Consider the following 14694-nt stretch of genomic DNA (forward strand, 5'->3'; position numbering starts at 1 on the left):
AAGGAGGCCGATATGAACGTAGTAAAAGAAAACGTACATGAGATCACCGAGCAAGCCATACGAGCGAAAAAAGCGTCAAGAACATTAGCTGGCATTACGACAGAAAAGAAAAATAAAGCATTGCTTTATATAGCAGATCAATTGGAAGCAGAATATGAATCTATTTTAAAGGCAAATGAACAAGATTTACAAAACGGACGTGAGCAAGGATATGACGAAGCATTTATGGATCGTCTTGCCTTAACGAAAGACCGTATTTTCGGTTTTGCCGGTGGTCTTCGGAAAGTGGCTGACCTGCCAGATCCGGTTGGAGACGTGCCATCAAGCTGGACGCTTGAAAATGGGCTGGATGTCAAAGCGGTGCGTGTTCCGCTTGGCGTTATTGGGATGATTTATGAAGCCCGTCCAAACGTGACAGCTGATGCGACAGGGCTTGCGCTAAAATCAGGCAACGCCATCGTATTAAAAGGTGGATCATCTGCTCTTTTCTCCAATAAAGAGATCGTTCGTGTGATGCATCAAGCACTGGAGCAGACAGCCATTCCGAAAGAAGCCGTTCAATTTATTGAATCGACTGACCGAAGTGCGGTTCAGCAGCTGCTGACGATGAAAGAGCATATTGATGTGCTTATTCCACGCGGCGGCGGTTCGCTCATCCGCACAGTCGTGAATAACGCCACGGTGCCTGTTCTTGAAACAGGTGTCGGAAACTGTCATCTTTATATTGATGTTGAAGCGGATACGGAGAAAGCGTTGAACATTTTAGTCAATGCTAAAACGGATCGTCCGGCTGTTTGCAATGCGCTGGAAACGGTCATTATTCATAAAGAATGGCTTGAACAAAATAAAGAAGTGCTGATTGAGACTTTTCAAAAACATGGCATTTCTGTTCACGGCGATGAAACAGCTGTGAATGTAATTCCGCAAGCAATGCCGGCGAATGAAGAAGACTGGGCAAGTGAGTATTTAAGCCTGGATATCGCTGTGAAAATCGTAGAAGACATGGACGAAGCGATTGATCATATCAATCAATACGGAACGAAGCACTCAGAGGCGATTGCGACTGAAAATAAAGAAACCGCCCGGATATTTATGACCGAGGTCGATGCTGCCGCTCTTTACCACAATGCATCAACACGATTTACCGATGGAGAAGCACTCGGCTTTGGTGCGGAAATCGGCATCTCTACACAGAAACTTCATGCCCGGGGTCCAGTCGGGCTGCCGGCTCTGACGACAATTAAATATATGATGAGCGGAGACGGACAAGTACGTTAATTGATACACCTTCTGCCGTGACAAAAATTCGGCTTGCAGACAAGAAACGGTCTGCAAGTCTTTTTTATTCTTCACTTATCTTCTTGCAATAAATAAAAACCAGATACAAGAAATATACGGTGATAATTAGGCGAGTGGTTTTTTAAAAAAATACTTTTAAAGCTCATCCAGTGTATAAACAGCAAATAACAATGAAAGATGACAAGTACAATCGCTAATGGAAGCAAAGAATGATCCAAAAACAAATGAAGTAAAAGGATGTTGGCGGTTCTGGTGCAAAAACTTAGGGACAGTTGCAAATCATCTTTAAATCTTGGACATGCTGATACTATTACTTTAAAAAAGGTGCGTGATCAGTATGAAAAAGCAAAATTTATTCAAGTGGAAACATTATCAGCCTGACATTATTTTGTTAACAGTGAGGTGGTACCTGCGGTACAAATTGAGCTTTCGTAATGTGGTGGAGATGATGGAAGAACGGGGCTTATCGATGGCTCACACAACGATTATGCGTTGGGTTCATCAATATAGCCCGGAATTAGATGAAAGAGTACGGCGTCATCTTCGACCAACAAATGACTCTTGGAGAGTCGACGAAACGTATATCAAAGTAAAAGGTCAATGGATGTACTTATATCGTGCAGTGGATTCCAAAGGAAACACGATTGATTTTTGCCTTAGTAAAACAAGAGACAAACAAGCTGCAAAGTGCTTCTTTAAGAAAGCTTTGCGGTCTTTTCATGTTTCTAAACCTCGTGTCATAACAGTAGACAAGAATCCAACCTATCCTGTAGCAATTAAAGAGTTAAAAGAGGAAAAACGTATGCCGGAAGGCATACAAATAAGACAAGTTAGATATCTCAATAATATAGCAGAACAAGATCACCGTTTCATTAAGAAACGTGTGCGCTCTATGTTGGGATTCAAGTCGTATAAAACAGCCACTTATATATTGAGTGGCATTGAAGCGATGCAATATGATAAAAAAAGGGCAAGTTCACCAAGGAGAGAAGTCTGTCCAAAATGAAGTTGAATTCATACATAAGTTGTTCGGCATAGCATCATAACTCGCAAGTTAGCGGGTAATATAGGTTCTATCTTTTTATCAAATTATTTTCGCACCAGAACCACTAGAAGTATTATGTGTAGTTGTAAATAAAGATTTGATAAATGAATTTTTCCCAGTCAATCTATGGCTTTTTTTTTCATATGATAAAAATATAAGTAGTATGGAGAGCAAAATGGTCACTTGCGAGATTTAATCTAAAATCAGTTAAAAGAAGGGAGGTGGTGAAGAATGCCGTTTTATCCTCCAAATCCCGGTCCTAAACCATACCGGCCTTATCCTAGACAAATGTCCCGCCCGCCTAGATATTATCCGTCCGGTCTATATCCTAGACAGGGCCAAAACGAGTATAAAGGGCAACAAACTCCTAGTATGTGGAACAATCTAAATCAGGTTATGACACATGTAGGGAATGTATCAAATGGAATCAATATGTTAAGACAGGCTGGTTCTTTCCTGTCCTTTTTTAATAACGGTAGATGATATAAAACAAGGGTATCCCTGTCTTCAGGGGAATGTCCTTGTTCAGCCTGTAGACAAAGTCTTCATTATGAAGACGGTGTCTACAGGCTTTTTTGTATAATAAAAACAACAAGATCTTACGGAAGATTTGTATGCTATCAAAACGGCTGAGGATGACCGACATCAAATTACTTTGAACAAGATAATTTAGGAACTATTCCAGCTCCGGAACCAGAGCCAACGCCTGAACCGGAACCGAATCTAGAACCACCTGTTCAAACAGGATTCGCCAACTGTACTGAACTTCGAAAAGTATATCCAGACGGCGTAGCTAAGGGGCATCCTGCTTATCAGGATAAAATGGACCGTGATAACGACGGCCGGGCGTGTGAGCGATGAGAAATGGCATTTACACGATTGATTCTATTGAAAAAGGTCACGCAAAGTTACTCTGGCGAGAAGATGAATCGATTGAAGAGTTAATAGCTGTTGAAAAAATTAGTTACGCAGCAAAAGAAGGGGATTTGGTAAGAATTGAATTGTCTGATGCTGGTGTGAAGATTACGTTTTTAAAGAAAGAAATGGAGAGTATTAAAGAGGAAATAAAAGCAATAAAAGTATAGTTGTTAAATTTTATGATCTCAATAAGTACATTGAAATTAAGAAATACTTATCCATAGTAAAAATGGAAATGAAAAAACGTGGCTTGAAGAAAAAAGAAGCAAAAAAATTAAGTAATTATTAGTATTTGAAAAATCGTCACTCCCTTATATAGGGTACAGCGACATTTCGCATTTTTTACTCTACACAAAATATGACATAGAAAAAACACGCCATTAATTGACGTGTCATAATTATTTCATTTTACGTTTGAAACAATCGCCATTATTTTTTCCATATTCTATTGCTATTAAATCCATTCCGGCACCATTGATCGCCATTGTTGTGTTAACAGAAATAGAATTAAGGATGCAGAGTTATAGCCGGACAAGAAAAAGACGAATGTCACCAAACACTCGTCCTAAATGAGTCATATTCATGGATTTGTCGGATGATTGGCTTCGATTTCAGCAGCTGTGAAAATGACCTCTGAATCAGTAGCAAATGTGAGATCCAATTCTTCTGGAACGATCCCGCACAAATCTGTCACCTTTAATTCGTATTCAAGTAACCCGATTGGATGATTGATATCGAGAAAAGTTATACTGGTGATTCTTTTTAAAGTACAGTCGCTTCTGCCGGAAATGCTGTCTCCTAACTTATAAATAGATACATCATTACGGAAAATTTCAAACTTGGCCTGTAGTTCTATTGCTTCCGATAAAACATCCTCTACATCGGGAATACCCCAAGGGATGGTCGCATGCAGCAATATACGGTCACTTGCCTCATTAACAAACAGCGTTGCGGTCCCTAAAGTAGCTGGAGTAATTTCATTTTCAAATTGAATAGGGATCATAATAGGAGTAGGAGTGACACTTCCGTCAAATTCTGTAAGCAATCCTCGCTCTAGTCCAGGAGGCGTTTGTTTCTGTTGATTTTGCTTTTCTTTCATGAACATCTCTCCATTCTGCGTATCATTATATAATTTATGATAAAGTGGATAGATCCGAAACGGCTGTTGCCTGCATACAAAGTAACTCCGGCAAAACACGCATCTTACACGCTAAAACTATTACATGGAAGAGCTGTTAAAAGCCAATAACCTTCCTTATCAAATTAAAATATGGCGTGGAGAACCTGCTCCTACCATTGTAGACTACAAAAGTAAGGGGAAATTTGATTTAGTCGTTATAGGAGGCCGTGGCCTTAATTCATTGCAAGAAATGGGATTAGGCAGCGTGAGTCATAAAGTAGTTAATTGAACTTGCAGACTGCTTACAAAAATTTCTTTAGTGGCCATGCTAGGTTTCCAACATTCAAGAGTAAAAAAGATAGAAAATCTTATACAACGAATGCGGTTAATGGAAATATTATGTTGCTGGACGGTCGTATCAAATTGCCTAAACTTAAAATGGTGAAGATCAAACAACATAGAGATATACCAACAGACCATGTTATCAAGTCATGTACTATTTCCATGACACTTACTGGTCAATATTATGTATCTATTTTGAATGAATACGAAAAAGAAATCGTGCAAAAAGAAGTGAGAACTGTCGTTGGATTAGACTTTGTAATGGCTGAATTGTACGTTAGCAGCGAGGGGAAGAGAGCCAATTATCCTCGTTTCTATCGTCAAATGTTAGACCAATTAGCGAAAGCTCAACGAGTATTTTCAAGGCGCACAAAAGGTTCTGAACATTGGAATACGCAAAATATACGTGTAGCAAGATTGCATGAAAAAGTAACGAACCAACGCAAAAAACTTTCTCCATCACAAGTCCAAAGAATTAGCCGTGAACTTTGATGCCGTAGCCATTGAGGACTTGAACATGAAAGGTATACAAGCACTTCACTTTGGTAAAAGTGTATCGGACAACGGATGGGGCATGTTCACTACATATCTAGACTACAAACTAAAAGAACAAGGAAAACAACTAATCAAAATTGATAAGTGGTTTCCTTCTACGAAAAAGTGTTCGAATTGTGGAATAGAAAAGAGTATACACCTATCTGAACGCATCTACCAATGTTCTGGATATACAGCAGACCGTGACCACAATTCAGCGATCAATATCAAAAATGAAAGCATACGCTTATGGGCGTATGTATAAAGGAAAAAACTCTTGGAACAAGAGGGTTAGCTCGGTCCGTTTTCGTTGGCTAGTAAAAGCAACGATAAGTCGAGAAGCCCCCACTTCAATTAGACCGGAAGGTTGAATAAGTGGCGGGTAGTTCACTACACGGTGGTTCCAATGTGTGTTCAAGAAAATCATAATGAAGTTTTGGGCTTTTTACCCAAAACAGAATTTTTAACGGAGCTTCTTACAGCGATCCATCACTTTATGATGACACTGAAAAAGTATGGAGCGCTTGAATTGAAATATCGCAGTCCAATCGATTTAGCACTTTATCCCGAAAAAATCCGAGATGAAATTAACGATTTTGAAACGGTGGAGAATCCTTGTTTCGGAATAGAGCAGCTTGAAATTCATCGAACTGAGTGAGCAATCCAGAAAAGTTGGAGGTGTTTTTATGAAACAACGATTTGGCTTCGCTGCATTAATTATTTTTGTTTTCAGTACGGTGATGACCTTTTTCCCTTCTTATGGGGTAGCCTGTTCTTGTGCTGAACCACCAGGTGTAAAAGAAAAATTTTCCCTTTCGAAAGCGGTGTTCAGCGGAAAAGTCATAGAGATTGAAGAGAAAAAAAGCATAACCGGCCTTCTTACAAAGTCTGTTCTTTTCGAGGTCAACGAGACATGGAAGGGTGCTGCTCACCCCCAAGTGAAGATTACAACAGGGAATGGCGGCGGGGATTGTGGCTATGAGTTCAAAGAAGGCCAAGAGTATTTAGTGTATGCGAATGACTCTGACATGTATGGCTCGAATGAACTGACTGCCATTATTTGCAGTAGAACAACTGAAATCAGTGCTGCACAAGAAGATTTGGCCATACTTGGTGAAGGGCAGACACCTGCAGAGCAGATTAACCTAGGAAACACAGGGCAAGACAAAGCATTCATTGTTTTAATAGCTGTTGCAGTGACAGCATTCTTTAGCTGGCTCTATTTCAGGAAAAAAGGGTAACGGGAAAGAAAAGAACGATGAAATACGCAAATGAAGAAGTTAAATGGAGGCGGAAAGAAGTATCGATCTCAGACTAGGAATTGATCAAAAGCTTTTGAATCAGAAGGATCGTATTACGATGTACCTCTTATTAATAGAGCAATAGATGCAAATTTTGAAGAAGGTCAAAAGGTGAAAATTTATTGGAGTGGGGGAGTAATGGAATCCGCACTTATCCTGAAAATCAAATAGCTGCTGTAAGGCTTTTAAGACAGCAGTTATGAAAATATTCCTGTTTATTCTTACGATATTATACTGCAACCTTAACTAAGATATATTCTAAAATAGAAAAAAGACTCTAACGGCAGTTTGACGCTAGAGTCTTTTCTTACTTATATGAATTTTAGGGAAAACAGATCCTATCTCTTTATTTATTAGGTTCTGCTGGAAGAGAAATATCCTCCAAGGCTTTGCCGGCTTTTTCATTTGACTGGTTATTTACAGCTATATCACCAAGGGATACAATTCCGACAAGTTTCTCGTTTTCCACAATTGGCAGTCGGCGTATTTGATGATTAGACATTAAACTTGCTGCTTCCTCTATAGACATATTTTTTGTTCCTTTTATGATCTCATCAGTCATCAATTCGGAAACTCTTGTATCAGTCTGCATGTTATTTGCCAGTCCTCTTATCACTAAATCACGGTCGGTAACGATACCCATTAATTTTTCATTTTCGCAAATTGGAATGGAACCTACATTCAGATCTTTCATCATAGCTGCAACTTCATTGCAAGAGCTTTGAGGGGTACAAGTATCCACATTAGATGTCATTACTTCTGATACCTTCATAACAATACCTCCTTCTTGTAATATTCACTTTTATACCCGTTTAATTTCCTCTAAAACAAAAAATACTACTCCCTCTATCGCTATCGATGTATGAATGGTTTAAGCCGCTGCAAAGGTATTTTACTTGTATACTGTGTACAAATGACGTAGAAGCTGAAAAAATGATTGATTCAAAACAACCGAAACGGGGAAATGTTATTATAATAGATTTCAAAACAGTTAAAGAAACGGTATCTCTAAAAAGAAAAGGGGTATTGCGAATGACTGCTCTGGAAAAATTTTTAAAGCGGAAAATAGGTGATTCGTCCACAACTCCCGAAACGTATTATGTTTGCAGAATGCTTCTAAATGCTACAAATGAAGCAAGTCGTGATGCATTAAAAGACCTCAAAGCAGGAAGATTGCTTGATGTTTTTGCGGAACGCCGTATGCAAATACTGGAGTATAAGCGGATTAGCTCAAGGTCTACATCTTGTATTAGCTTGTTAAGATCCGTGCGCACATTTAAAAGGTTTTAAATGATTTTTTTCTCTTTGTTCTAATTACTAACATATTAAAATATGTTGTGACAGTCACTGCTGGATACAATAGAATGAATCGAACAAGAGCCAAATCCACATATAGAAAACCGACAAGAAAACCATCTGCTTCTTGTTTCGTATAAACCTTTACTTTTTCTCATATATGAATATAAGAGGGGAATTGGAGGTGATGGAGTGTTGGTATCAAGAAGTTTAAAGTGGACAACAGGCGGTCTTGAGGCTCTTTTGGGCATTCCTTACATCAGTCTTGCATTTGTCGTATCATGGGAGTGGCGTCCGCTTGTTATTATGTTATTTTTACACATGTTCGCTTTGTTTTACAGTGCGAAAGAAAAAACCAACAAAACAGCTTCTATCTTAGGGATTGTCACATCCATCGTCGGGTGGATTCCTGTTGTCGGCGTAGGTATGCATCTTGCCTCTGCGTTCTTCTTGCTAACAAGTGCAGCCAAACATAAATCGGTCACGGAATAAGAGACACCGACATCGTCTATTTGAAATGCATAGGATGAAACAATGCGTGACTCGAATCAAAATAATTCTTTTGACGAGTTCACATCCCTGAATTCATCATCTTTAGATATGGGATGAGAGTGAGGTCGAACGAGGCGTGGCTTATGGCCCGTCAATCGTTCGTCTTTTTTTGTTTTTTAACGCATATCACTTGCGAAATGAACGCATATTCGCCTGTGGTGGACTTATAAAGCGAGAAAGGAGCACGGCCAATATGTTTGTCATGCATTCATTTCAAATTTTTTTAAGTCCTCTTAGGTAAAGTACTGACTGGTTAGGGGGCTGTTCTGATTAAAAGCGGGGCATCGGCTTGTTTTTCTGCCAGTCCATGCTGAATCTCCATGATAAATGAAGACGAATGAAAAAAGAAAATGGAGAGAAAATAATATGTATTTTAGTAGCATATAGTAGACAAAAAATGGGGAATGGAATACACCATTGGCTTCTCTTGGGATAACGGGTTTATCTGTGTTAGACTAGACAGAATCAAAAACAAGCTCTAAAAAAGAAAGAGGGAAACAAATGTTTAAAAAAATCATGAAACAAATCAAGCAGCTCTCCGGCGGGAGCAGTGAACGGCGACATGGCCGTTACCGTGGAGGGAGCAGCAGTGACCGAAGAAATCGTCATTATCGTGGAAGCAGTAGCAGCAGCCAGCGATATAAACGATCTCCGATGAGTGGAAGTAACCGCTATAAACGAAAGGGCCGGAGCAGCAGCTAATACAGGCGGTTAATGGCCGTTTTTGTTCACCTGAATGGCCGCATGCAGATCGGCTGACAGGTCTTCCGTATTTGAATACGGTTCTATGATTCCTAACAATCTTTTCAGCAAGTGAACAGTTTCCTTTTCTAAAGAAAGTTCTTCTGTCCAGGGAAGAGCTTTTTTGTTTTTGGATGAATAGGTCGTGTAAAGCAAGTATAAAAGGATTTCGCCTAAATCGTAGTAATCCTGTTGTTTCATCTCTAGAATATGTTGTTCTGTATGGAAAGAACCAGCTCGATCTATAGAGAGGCTTTGCTTGGATAAACCGAAGTCGATTAAAAAAGGCTTCTTATTTTTAAGTAAAATATTCGGTATACGCAAGTCTTGATGGTAAATGCCTTTTTCGTGCAGATCAGCCACTAATTCGAGCAGGTGAGCGAGAAAGAGAAGAGATTCTTGCTCGTTAAACGTTTTCTTATTTAAAAAAATCTGATCTTCCAGGTTGTCCCCTTCAATGAAACTCATGACATAAAAAAAAGAGCTGTCAGTTGAAAAATGTTCATATAATAAGGGCACATTTTGATGATGCAGCGAACGTAAAATAGAGATTTCGTTTTCAAATAGCTCCACCTCTTTTTGGTTACGGCGTTTACTCGGCCGTAGCTGTTTGATTACTCTTTTCTCGTTTGTTTTTAAGTCACGGCAAAGATACACCATCCCATAGCTTCCTGTTCCTATCACACTCAACACGCTGTATTGATCCTTTAAAATGGTTCCTTCTTTCATGGGCACATCAACAAAAAATTGATATATTTTTCGAATGGAACGTAAAATGGATATTGTTCTCACCTCTTCTTTTAAATTAGGAGATGACAGATAGCTTAACCTTCTTTCATGATCAAACTTGTAGATGTCTTAAGTATACACGAAGGAAAATAGCCGTCTGAATTTTATAGCATTTAGGTTGGAAAGCATGCTGACTTTCGTTTCGTGCATTTCCTGTATATACAGCTATAAGGGCTTATGCCGTTTCGAAAGACGTTCTCGAGTAATACACTACAGTACGGGCCAGCGATGGCTCTTCACATATACGGCATCCGTCAGGCGGCGGGTGCCATTTTTTTGAGCCTATTCCTTCGGCCCATCCTTATTCTATACGGATTCTTTTCTTTATATTTAAGGGGGGGAAATGCCGGCAGAGGACATGTGTAACGGCGATAAAAAGGTTCTAATATCAAGAGCATTTATCGTATACAAAAGCAGTCAGAGAGCTGATAAAACAGAAAAATCCGGAGAGAATGAAAATTTCTCTCCGGATTTGTGTATTATTGTTGTTCCTTTTCTTCTTGTCCCTCTGGAGCATTTTCATCTGGATCGAGCTGGTCATCGATTTCTCCGTCACCGATTCCATTGTTTTGATCAAGGCCATCATTGTTTTCGTTGCCTTCATCAGCCGGGTTGTTTTCTGGATCAAGCTGATCATCGACTGTGCCATCATCGATTCCATTGTCTTGATCAACGCCATCATTTACCCCATTGTCTTGATCAGTTTCCTCATTTGTACCGCCGTCTTCATCGACAGGATTGTTTTCTTGATCTAACTGATCATCAACTTCACCATCATTTACTCCATTATCCTGATCTTCTCCGTCTGCACAACCGGCTAATCCGCCAAGCGTTAAGGCAGCCGCCATTCCGCTCACGATTAAATTCTTTTTCCACTTAAAATCCATATAAGTATACTCCTTTAGTAAATGTGAATTAGTATGTAGCTTCCCCATTGCTTTAAAATTTAAACCGTATCTTACAGATTTTCCGAATGGGAAAGCCCATCGTCTTTAGACATGGGATGAGAGTGAGGTCGAACGAGGTGTGTCTTTTGGCATGTTAATCGTTCTAATTTTTTGTTTTTTCAACGCTTATCTCTTGTGTACAGAACATATATTCTGTTATGATGAGCGTATCAAGCGAGGAAGGGGGCACCACTATGTTTGTCACACATTCCTTTCGAATTCCTTATGATCCAAACGTATACGATGAATTAAGGATCATGCAACGGGAAGCCGCTTCTGTTTGGAATGACATTGTTCGGGAAGCGACTTCTTATTATTTCACGTGTAAAAAGTGGCTGAGTAAAACAGAGATTCAAGCCATCCGAAAACAAACCTACGATCTTCATTCTCAAACGGTTCAAGCGATTGCGGATAAATACGCAGCGAACCGTGAGACCATCCGACAGCTGCGAAAAACGGATAAAAAAGCCAAATATCCGTGGCGAAAAAAATATTATTATTGTATTCCGTTAAAAAAAGCGTCCATGACCATTTTCAAAGAGACCATCACGATCAAGAAAGCCGAATATGGATACGCTCTTTCAGACTTGTTAACAAAAAAGAAAGCGTGGACGGAAAAGGTTCCGAAGAAAAACAAGGCAGTCATCATTCCCAATCGGTCCGAGGAAAATCTTGAAAACTGCAATTATGCGGAAATTGTGTGGCGAAATGGAGCGTACTGGTTTTGTTATTCCGTTCAAGTTCCTGAAAAAGATCTCTCTTCGTATGACGGTAAAGTAGCCGGTGGTGATTTAGGAGAAATTCATGCGGTGACGGTGGCAACGGAGGACAAAGCTTTAGTAGTTTCAGGACGGGCGATGCGCAGTCTTTCCCAATTTCGCGCCAAAGCAGTAGCAGATTTGAGCAAGAAAATGTCTCGCTGCAAAAAAGGATCGAACCAATGGAAAAAATATCGGCAAGCGAAAAGTCGTATTCGTCAAAAAAGTAAACATCAGCTTGAACAATTGGAACATAAGACAACCAAAGAAATAGTGGCGTTTTTAGAAGAAGAGTGCGTCACGAACTTTGTGATTGGGAATGTATCAGGCATCGAGAAAAACACGAAGAAGAAGGCGGAAAAGAAACGAAAGAATAAGAAGGTCAGAAGGCAACAATTGTCGCTGTGGAATCAAGGGAGAATCAAACAAAAACTCACCTATAAAGCGCAGTTAAAGGGTATCAACGTGGAAGAAACAGAAGAAAGCTATACGTCACAAGACTGTCCGTTTTGCGGTGGTCGGCACCATGCCAAAGGACGAAATTTCACTTGTTCTGTTCACCAAACAGAAATCCACCGTGATGTCAACGGCGCGCAAAACATTGCCCGTAAACAACACCACATGGACGTCAAACCGCTATTATCGGTTGTCTACAAGCAGCCCGTTTGGTATAAACGGTTTTTGTCAGAGGAACAAAGACAAAAAATGAAACATCCAAACGATCAGCCGAAAAAAGAAAAACGTATCGCCAGTGAGATGGCGTAGTTGGCACAGACCTTGCCCTCTTGAAAGACTGTTTTTTTTCTCAAGAGTTGTTCGCCCAAGTCTCGCCTCTGCCTCTTTCGATGAAAGAATATAAGTGGGATGTTTGCGAAAAAGAACCCCATGGCTTCAGCCATGGGAGTGGTCAGTCTAAAGATGGAAATATTTCTGATTTTGATGATTCTTTGTTCTTTATGGATTCTTTACTAGCTGCAATTGCTCTAATTGCTCTTTACTTTCCTGTAACTGTTCTTGAAGTCTTTGAATCGGTTCCGGGTGCTCACTGTTTTGCCGCGCATTAGTGAGCGCATTATTTGCCCGCTCCATCGTATTTTGCGCTTGTTGGATCAATTGCGGAGTAGGATGTGACTGCGCTTGTCGTACAGCTGTTGTGACATTGTCGACCGAATTACGTAATTGAGAGATGACATTTTCATTTTTCCAGCTTACTTGCGTATGATCCATCATAGCAAAATCCTCCTCTCGTTTTTTGATGATCGTACGCCTTTACTATGCAAAAACAAGGTCGTTTTTATTCATTTCCAGCAGAAGGAGCCTGAATCCCGTAATGGTGGGAATGTCTGTTTCTTTTCATTATCCAAATCAACGAAAAGAGCATCGTTTGTAGAATACACATGGAGCATGATACAATACATCTATACGGATTGCTTTCTTTGAAAACGGAAGAGATGTTCAGACAACCATTGTACAAATAATGAAACAAAATAAACGCATGTAATAGTTCTGAACGCTTCTGGATAACGTCCGGGGCGTTTTTTTTTGAAGGGATGAAAAAAATGGTAAACGATGAAAATTTTTTAGCGCTGAAACAAACGGTGAGCGCGCTTTTTACTTATAAAGAACAAGGGGTCGACGTAAGTGGAGCGGATTATCCCATCTATATAAAGGAAATAAAGAAGTATTGGCAGCTGCTTTGGCTGGAGGAAATCGACGCCGTCAAGTTATATATCTTTAGACAGAGTCTATTTGAAATGACACCGAGTGAACGGGCGGGTGTACTTGGCTCGTTCGGTATTCAATTGACCGATAAAGATAAAAAGAAAGGAGTGACGGGCGTAATGGAGCGGCTGTACCGGCATTACCATAAGCCAACGGTACGGGCGCGCCTCGAACAAATCGTTTCATTGTCTGTGCGTGAAGCGGCTGTTGCGTTGCGGCAAGAGGAGACGATGACAGAGGCATTAGCCGAACTGCCGCCGGCCTCCATCTTGTTCACGGCCTTAAACGACGAGCGCCCCGATTGGATTGATTCCTTTATTAATTACGCTCCGCTTGAGTATGTAAACGTGCAGATCGAGCTGTTGACATTTGCCAGTGATATTCCAAATGATGTCTTTGCTTTTAAAAGAAACCAGGAGGCAGCTCCACCTCGTCCTCTACATAATGAACATGAACGGGCGGATGGGGAGAAAGACCGCGAAATAGCCAAATTGACGGAACAAGTTCTATTGCTGCAAAAGGAAAAAGAGGATCTGCAACGAGAATTCGATTCTTTTTTAGAAGAGACTGAGAAGGAAGGGAAGATGCTGCAAGAAGAGTGCGAGATCTGTCATGACGTCGTGAGGCAGCTGACCGATAGATTGGAGCAGCAAGCGCTCATGATTCGCGCCTTGAAACGTAAAACAGATGGACAGAAGGAGGAGCCTGTTCTTGATTTGCATGGAGCAGTTGTCGCTTTCATCGGCGGGGAAAAAGTGCGCCACTTTAAAAAAGTGGTCCATAAATACAACGGAAAGATGGATTTTGTATCGGAAACCGATTTGACACTCGTCGAAGGTGCAGTGAGCCGGGCAGACGTCGTTTTTTTTATGCATGGTTTTGCGGGCCATTCGCTTTACTACAAAGCGAAAGAAGCAGCAGCCAAATACGGTGTCCCGTTTGAATATGTAAATACAACGGGCGTCAGCGGATTTGAGCGGCAGCTGAAAAATTTTATCATTCAAACCATTTGAAAAAGGAGTGGACAGGATGTTGGAACTGTTAATGATAACGCGGACAGTGCTCATTATCCTGCTTGTTGTGCTGATCGCGGTATGGCTTTTGAAAAAATTAGTCCGATTGGCTTTTTTTGCGGCGGTGGTTTTGGGGATTTGGTATGTGTATACGCATTATGGGGGGCTCTAATAAAGAGCTCTTTTTGTTTGGCTTTTTTAGGGAAGATAAACATCACTTTTCCTCTGATTGGTGAATCTCACTGTGCCTATGCGAATAGCATGACGTATAGGCAGAGCGGGGAAGGTCGTTATTGCCTGCACCACTTTGTGTCTCT

Annotated in this window: 14 protein-coding genes and 4 pseudogenes; 13 read left to right on the forward strand and 5 right to left on the reverse strand. The window is 40.4% G+C overall.

Annotated elements, in window-relative coordinates; translation table 11 throughout:
- The first annotated feature begins 12 nt into the window (after window positions 1-12).
- The 4 genes and pseudogenes from ACZYRN_RS02975 to ACZYRN_RS02990 all read left to right on the forward strand — a co-directional run bounded on the left by ACZYRN_RS02975 (window position 13) and on the right by ACZYRN_RS02990 (window position 3429).
- Window positions 13-1278 (forward strand): glutamate-5-semialdehyde dehydrogenase, encoded by a 1266-nt coding sequence (locus tag ACZYRN_RS02975; RefSeq protein ID WP_488910002.1) that lies wholly within the window; start codon window positions 13-15, stop codon window positions 1276-1278.
- 358 nt (window positions 1279-1636) lie between these two features.
- Window positions 1637-2345 (forward strand): annotated as a pseudogene (locus ACZYRN_RS02980) (IS6 family transposase).
- Window positions 2346-3091: 746 nt separating this feature from the next.
- Window positions 3092-3205, forward strand: a pseudogene (locus tag ACZYRN_RS02985) (excalibur calcium-binding domain-containing protein); the annotation flags it as partial.
- Window positions 3202-3429: a DUF3006 family protein gene (locus ACZYRN_RS02990; RefSeq protein WP_488910003.1), complete on the forward strand. Its 228-nt coding sequence runs from the start codon at window positions 3202-3204 to the stop codon at window positions 3427-3429. The pseudogene ACZYRN_RS02985 and the gene ACZYRN_RS02990, both read left to right, overlap by 4 nt.
- Before the next feature lie 413 nt (window positions 3430-3842).
- Here ACZYRN_RS02990 and ACZYRN_RS02995 read toward each other — a convergent pair whose 3' ends face one another.
- Window positions 3843-4361 (reverse strand): hypothetical protein, encoded by a 519-nt coding sequence (locus tag ACZYRN_RS02995; protein WP_488910004.1) that lies wholly within the window; start codon window positions 4359-4361, stop codon window positions 3843-3845.
- A 127-nt stretch (window positions 4362-4488) separates the two neighbouring features.
- Here ACZYRN_RS02995 and ACZYRN_RS03000 point away from each other — a divergent pair.
- The 4 genes and pseudogenes from ACZYRN_RS03000 to ACZYRN_RS03015 all read left to right on the forward strand — a co-directional run.
- Window positions 4489-4671 (forward strand): annotated as a pseudogene (locus ACZYRN_RS03000) (universal stress protein); the annotation flags it as partial.
- Window positions 4668-5523 (forward strand): annotated as a pseudogene (locus ACZYRN_RS03005) (RNA-guided endonuclease InsQ/TnpB family protein); the annotation flags it as partial. The pseudogenes ACZYRN_RS03000 and ACZYRN_RS03005, both read left to right, overlap by 4 nt.
- Window positions 5524-5664: 141 nt before the next feature.
- Window positions 5665-5916, forward strand: coding sequence for a hypothetical protein (locus ACZYRN_RS03010; RefSeq protein WP_488910005.1), 252 nt, complete (start codon window positions 5665-5667; stop codon window positions 5914-5916).
- A gap of 28 nt (window positions 5917-5944) precedes the next feature.
- Entirely contained in the window at window positions 5945-6499 is a 555-nt protein-coding gene (locus tag ACZYRN_RS03015; protein WP_488910006.1) for a hypothetical protein, read from the forward strand.
- A 406-nt stretch (window positions 6500-6905) separates the two neighbouring features.
- Here ACZYRN_RS03015 and ACZYRN_RS03020 read toward each other — a convergent pair whose 3' ends face one another.
- Entirely contained in the window at window positions 6906-7331 is a 426-nt protein-coding gene (locus ACZYRN_RS03020) for a CBS domain-containing protein (protein ID WP_488910007.1), read from the reverse strand.
- Window positions 7332-7492: 161 nt separating this feature from the next.
- Between ACZYRN_RS03020 and ACZYRN_RS03025 the strand changes: the two genes are divergently transcribed.
- Both ACZYRN_RS03025 and ACZYRN_RS03030 read left to right on the forward strand, forming a co-directional pair.
- Entirely contained in the window at window positions 7493-7849 is a 357-nt protein-coding gene (locus tag ACZYRN_RS03025) for a hypothetical protein (protein ID WP_488910008.1), read from the forward strand.
- A 198-nt stretch (window positions 7850-8047) separates the two neighbouring features.
- A complete protein-coding gene (locus ACZYRN_RS03030; protein ID WP_488910009.1) occupies window positions 8048-8347 on the forward strand; it encodes a hypothetical protein in 300 nt (99 codons plus the stop codon).
- Between the two features lie 771 nt (window positions 8348-9118).
- Here ACZYRN_RS03030 and ACZYRN_RS03035 read toward each other — a convergent pair.
- Complete coding sequence (locus tag ACZYRN_RS03035; RefSeq protein WP_488910010.1) at window positions 9119-9940, reverse strand: protein kinase domain-containing protein; 822 nt, start codon at window positions 9938-9940, stop codon at window positions 9119-9121.
- A gap of 476 nt (window positions 9941-10416) precedes the next feature.
- Window positions 10417-10824, reverse strand: a complete 408-nt coding sequence (locus ACZYRN_RS03040; protein WP_488910011.1) for a hypothetical protein — start codon at window positions 10822-10824, stop codon at window positions 10417-10419.
- Between the two features lie 254 nt (window positions 10825-11078).
- Between ACZYRN_RS03040 and ACZYRN_RS03045 the strand changes: the two genes are divergently transcribed.
- Entirely contained in the window at window positions 11079-12407 is a 1329-nt protein-coding gene (locus ACZYRN_RS03045) for an RNA-guided endonuclease InsQ/TnpB family protein (RefSeq protein WP_488910012.1), read from the forward strand.
- A gap of 189 nt (window positions 12408-12596) precedes the next feature.
- On the opposite strand, the gene ACZYRN_RS03050 is transcribed toward ACZYRN_RS03045, so the two are convergent.
- On the reverse strand, window positions 12597-12872 hold the full coding sequence (locus ACZYRN_RS03050; protein WP_488910013.1) for a hypothetical protein: 276 nt from the start codon (window positions 12870-12872) through the stop codon (window positions 12597-12599).
- Window positions 12873-13201: 329 nt separating this feature from the next.
- On the opposite strand from ACZYRN_RS03050, the gene ACZYRN_RS03055 reads away from it, so the two are divergent.
- Together ACZYRN_RS03055 and ACZYRN_RS03060 are read left to right on the forward strand one after the other, a co-directional pair.
- On the forward strand, window positions 13202-14377 hold the full coding sequence (locus ACZYRN_RS03055; protein WP_488910014.1) for a DUF2325 domain-containing protein: 1176 nt from the start codon (window positions 13202-13204) through the stop codon (window positions 14375-14377).
- Window positions 14378-14393: 16 nt separating this feature from the next.
- Window positions 14394-14549 carry a hypothetical protein gene (locus ACZYRN_RS03060; protein ID WP_488910015.1) on the forward strand — a complete coding sequence of 52 codons (156 nt, stop codon included), beginning with the start codon at window positions 14394-14396 and terminating at the stop codon, window positions 14547-14549.
- Window positions 14550-14694: the final 145 nt, after the last annotated feature.

The sequence above is a fragment of the Domibacillus sp. F004 genome, from assembly GCF_057814295.1.

What these genes read in the sequence shown, in the direction of transcription:
- ACZYRN_RS02975 (WP_488910002.1), top strand. Translation starts at nt 13, where the DNA reads ATGAACGTAGTAAAAGAAAACGTACATGAGATCACCGAGCAAGCCATA.
- ACZYRN_RS02990 (WP_488910003.1), top strand. Translation starts at nt 3,202, where the DNA reads ATGAGAAATGGCATTTACACGATTGATTCTATTGAAAAAGGTCACGCA.
- ACZYRN_RS02995 (WP_488910004.1), bottom strand. Translation starts at nt 4,361, where the DNA reads ATGAAAGAAAAGCAAAATCAACAGAAACAAACGCCTCCTGGACTAGAG.
- ACZYRN_RS03010 (WP_488910005.1), top strand. Translation starts at nt 5,665, where the DNA reads ATGTGTGTTCAAGAAAATCATAATGAAGTTTTGGGCTTTTTACCCAAA.
- ACZYRN_RS03015 (WP_488910006.1), top strand. Translation starts at nt 5,945, where the DNA reads ATGAAACAACGATTTGGCTTCGCTGCATTAATTATTTTTGTTTTCAGT.
- ACZYRN_RS03020 (WP_488910007.1), bottom strand. Translation starts at nt 7,331, where the DNA reads ATGAAGGTATCAGAAGTAATGACATCTAATGTGGATACTTGTACCCCT.
- ACZYRN_RS03025 (WP_488910008.1), top strand. Translation starts at nt 7,493, where the DNA reads ATGATTGATTCAAAACAACCGAAACGGGGAAATGTTATTATAATAGAT.
- ACZYRN_RS03040 (WP_488910011.1), bottom strand. Translation starts at nt 10,824, where the DNA reads ATGGATTTTAAGTGGAAAAAGAATTTAATCGTGAGCGGAATGGCGGCT.
- ACZYRN_RS03045 (WP_488910012.1), top strand. Translation starts at nt 11,079, where the DNA reads ATGTTTGTCACACATTCCTTTCGAATTCCTTATGATCCAAACGTATAC.
- ACZYRN_RS03050 (WP_488910013.1), bottom strand. Translation starts at nt 12,872, where the DNA reads ATGATGGATCATACGCAAGTAAGCTGGAAAAATGAAAATGTCATCTCT.
- ACZYRN_RS03055 (WP_488910014.1), top strand. Translation starts at nt 13,202, where the DNA reads ATGGTAAACGATGAAAATTTTTTAGCGCTGAAACAAACGGTGAGCGCG.
- ACZYRN_RS03060 (WP_488910015.1), top strand. Translation starts at nt 14,394, where the DNA reads ATGTTGGAACTGTTAATGATAACGCGGACAGTGCTCATTATCCTGCTT.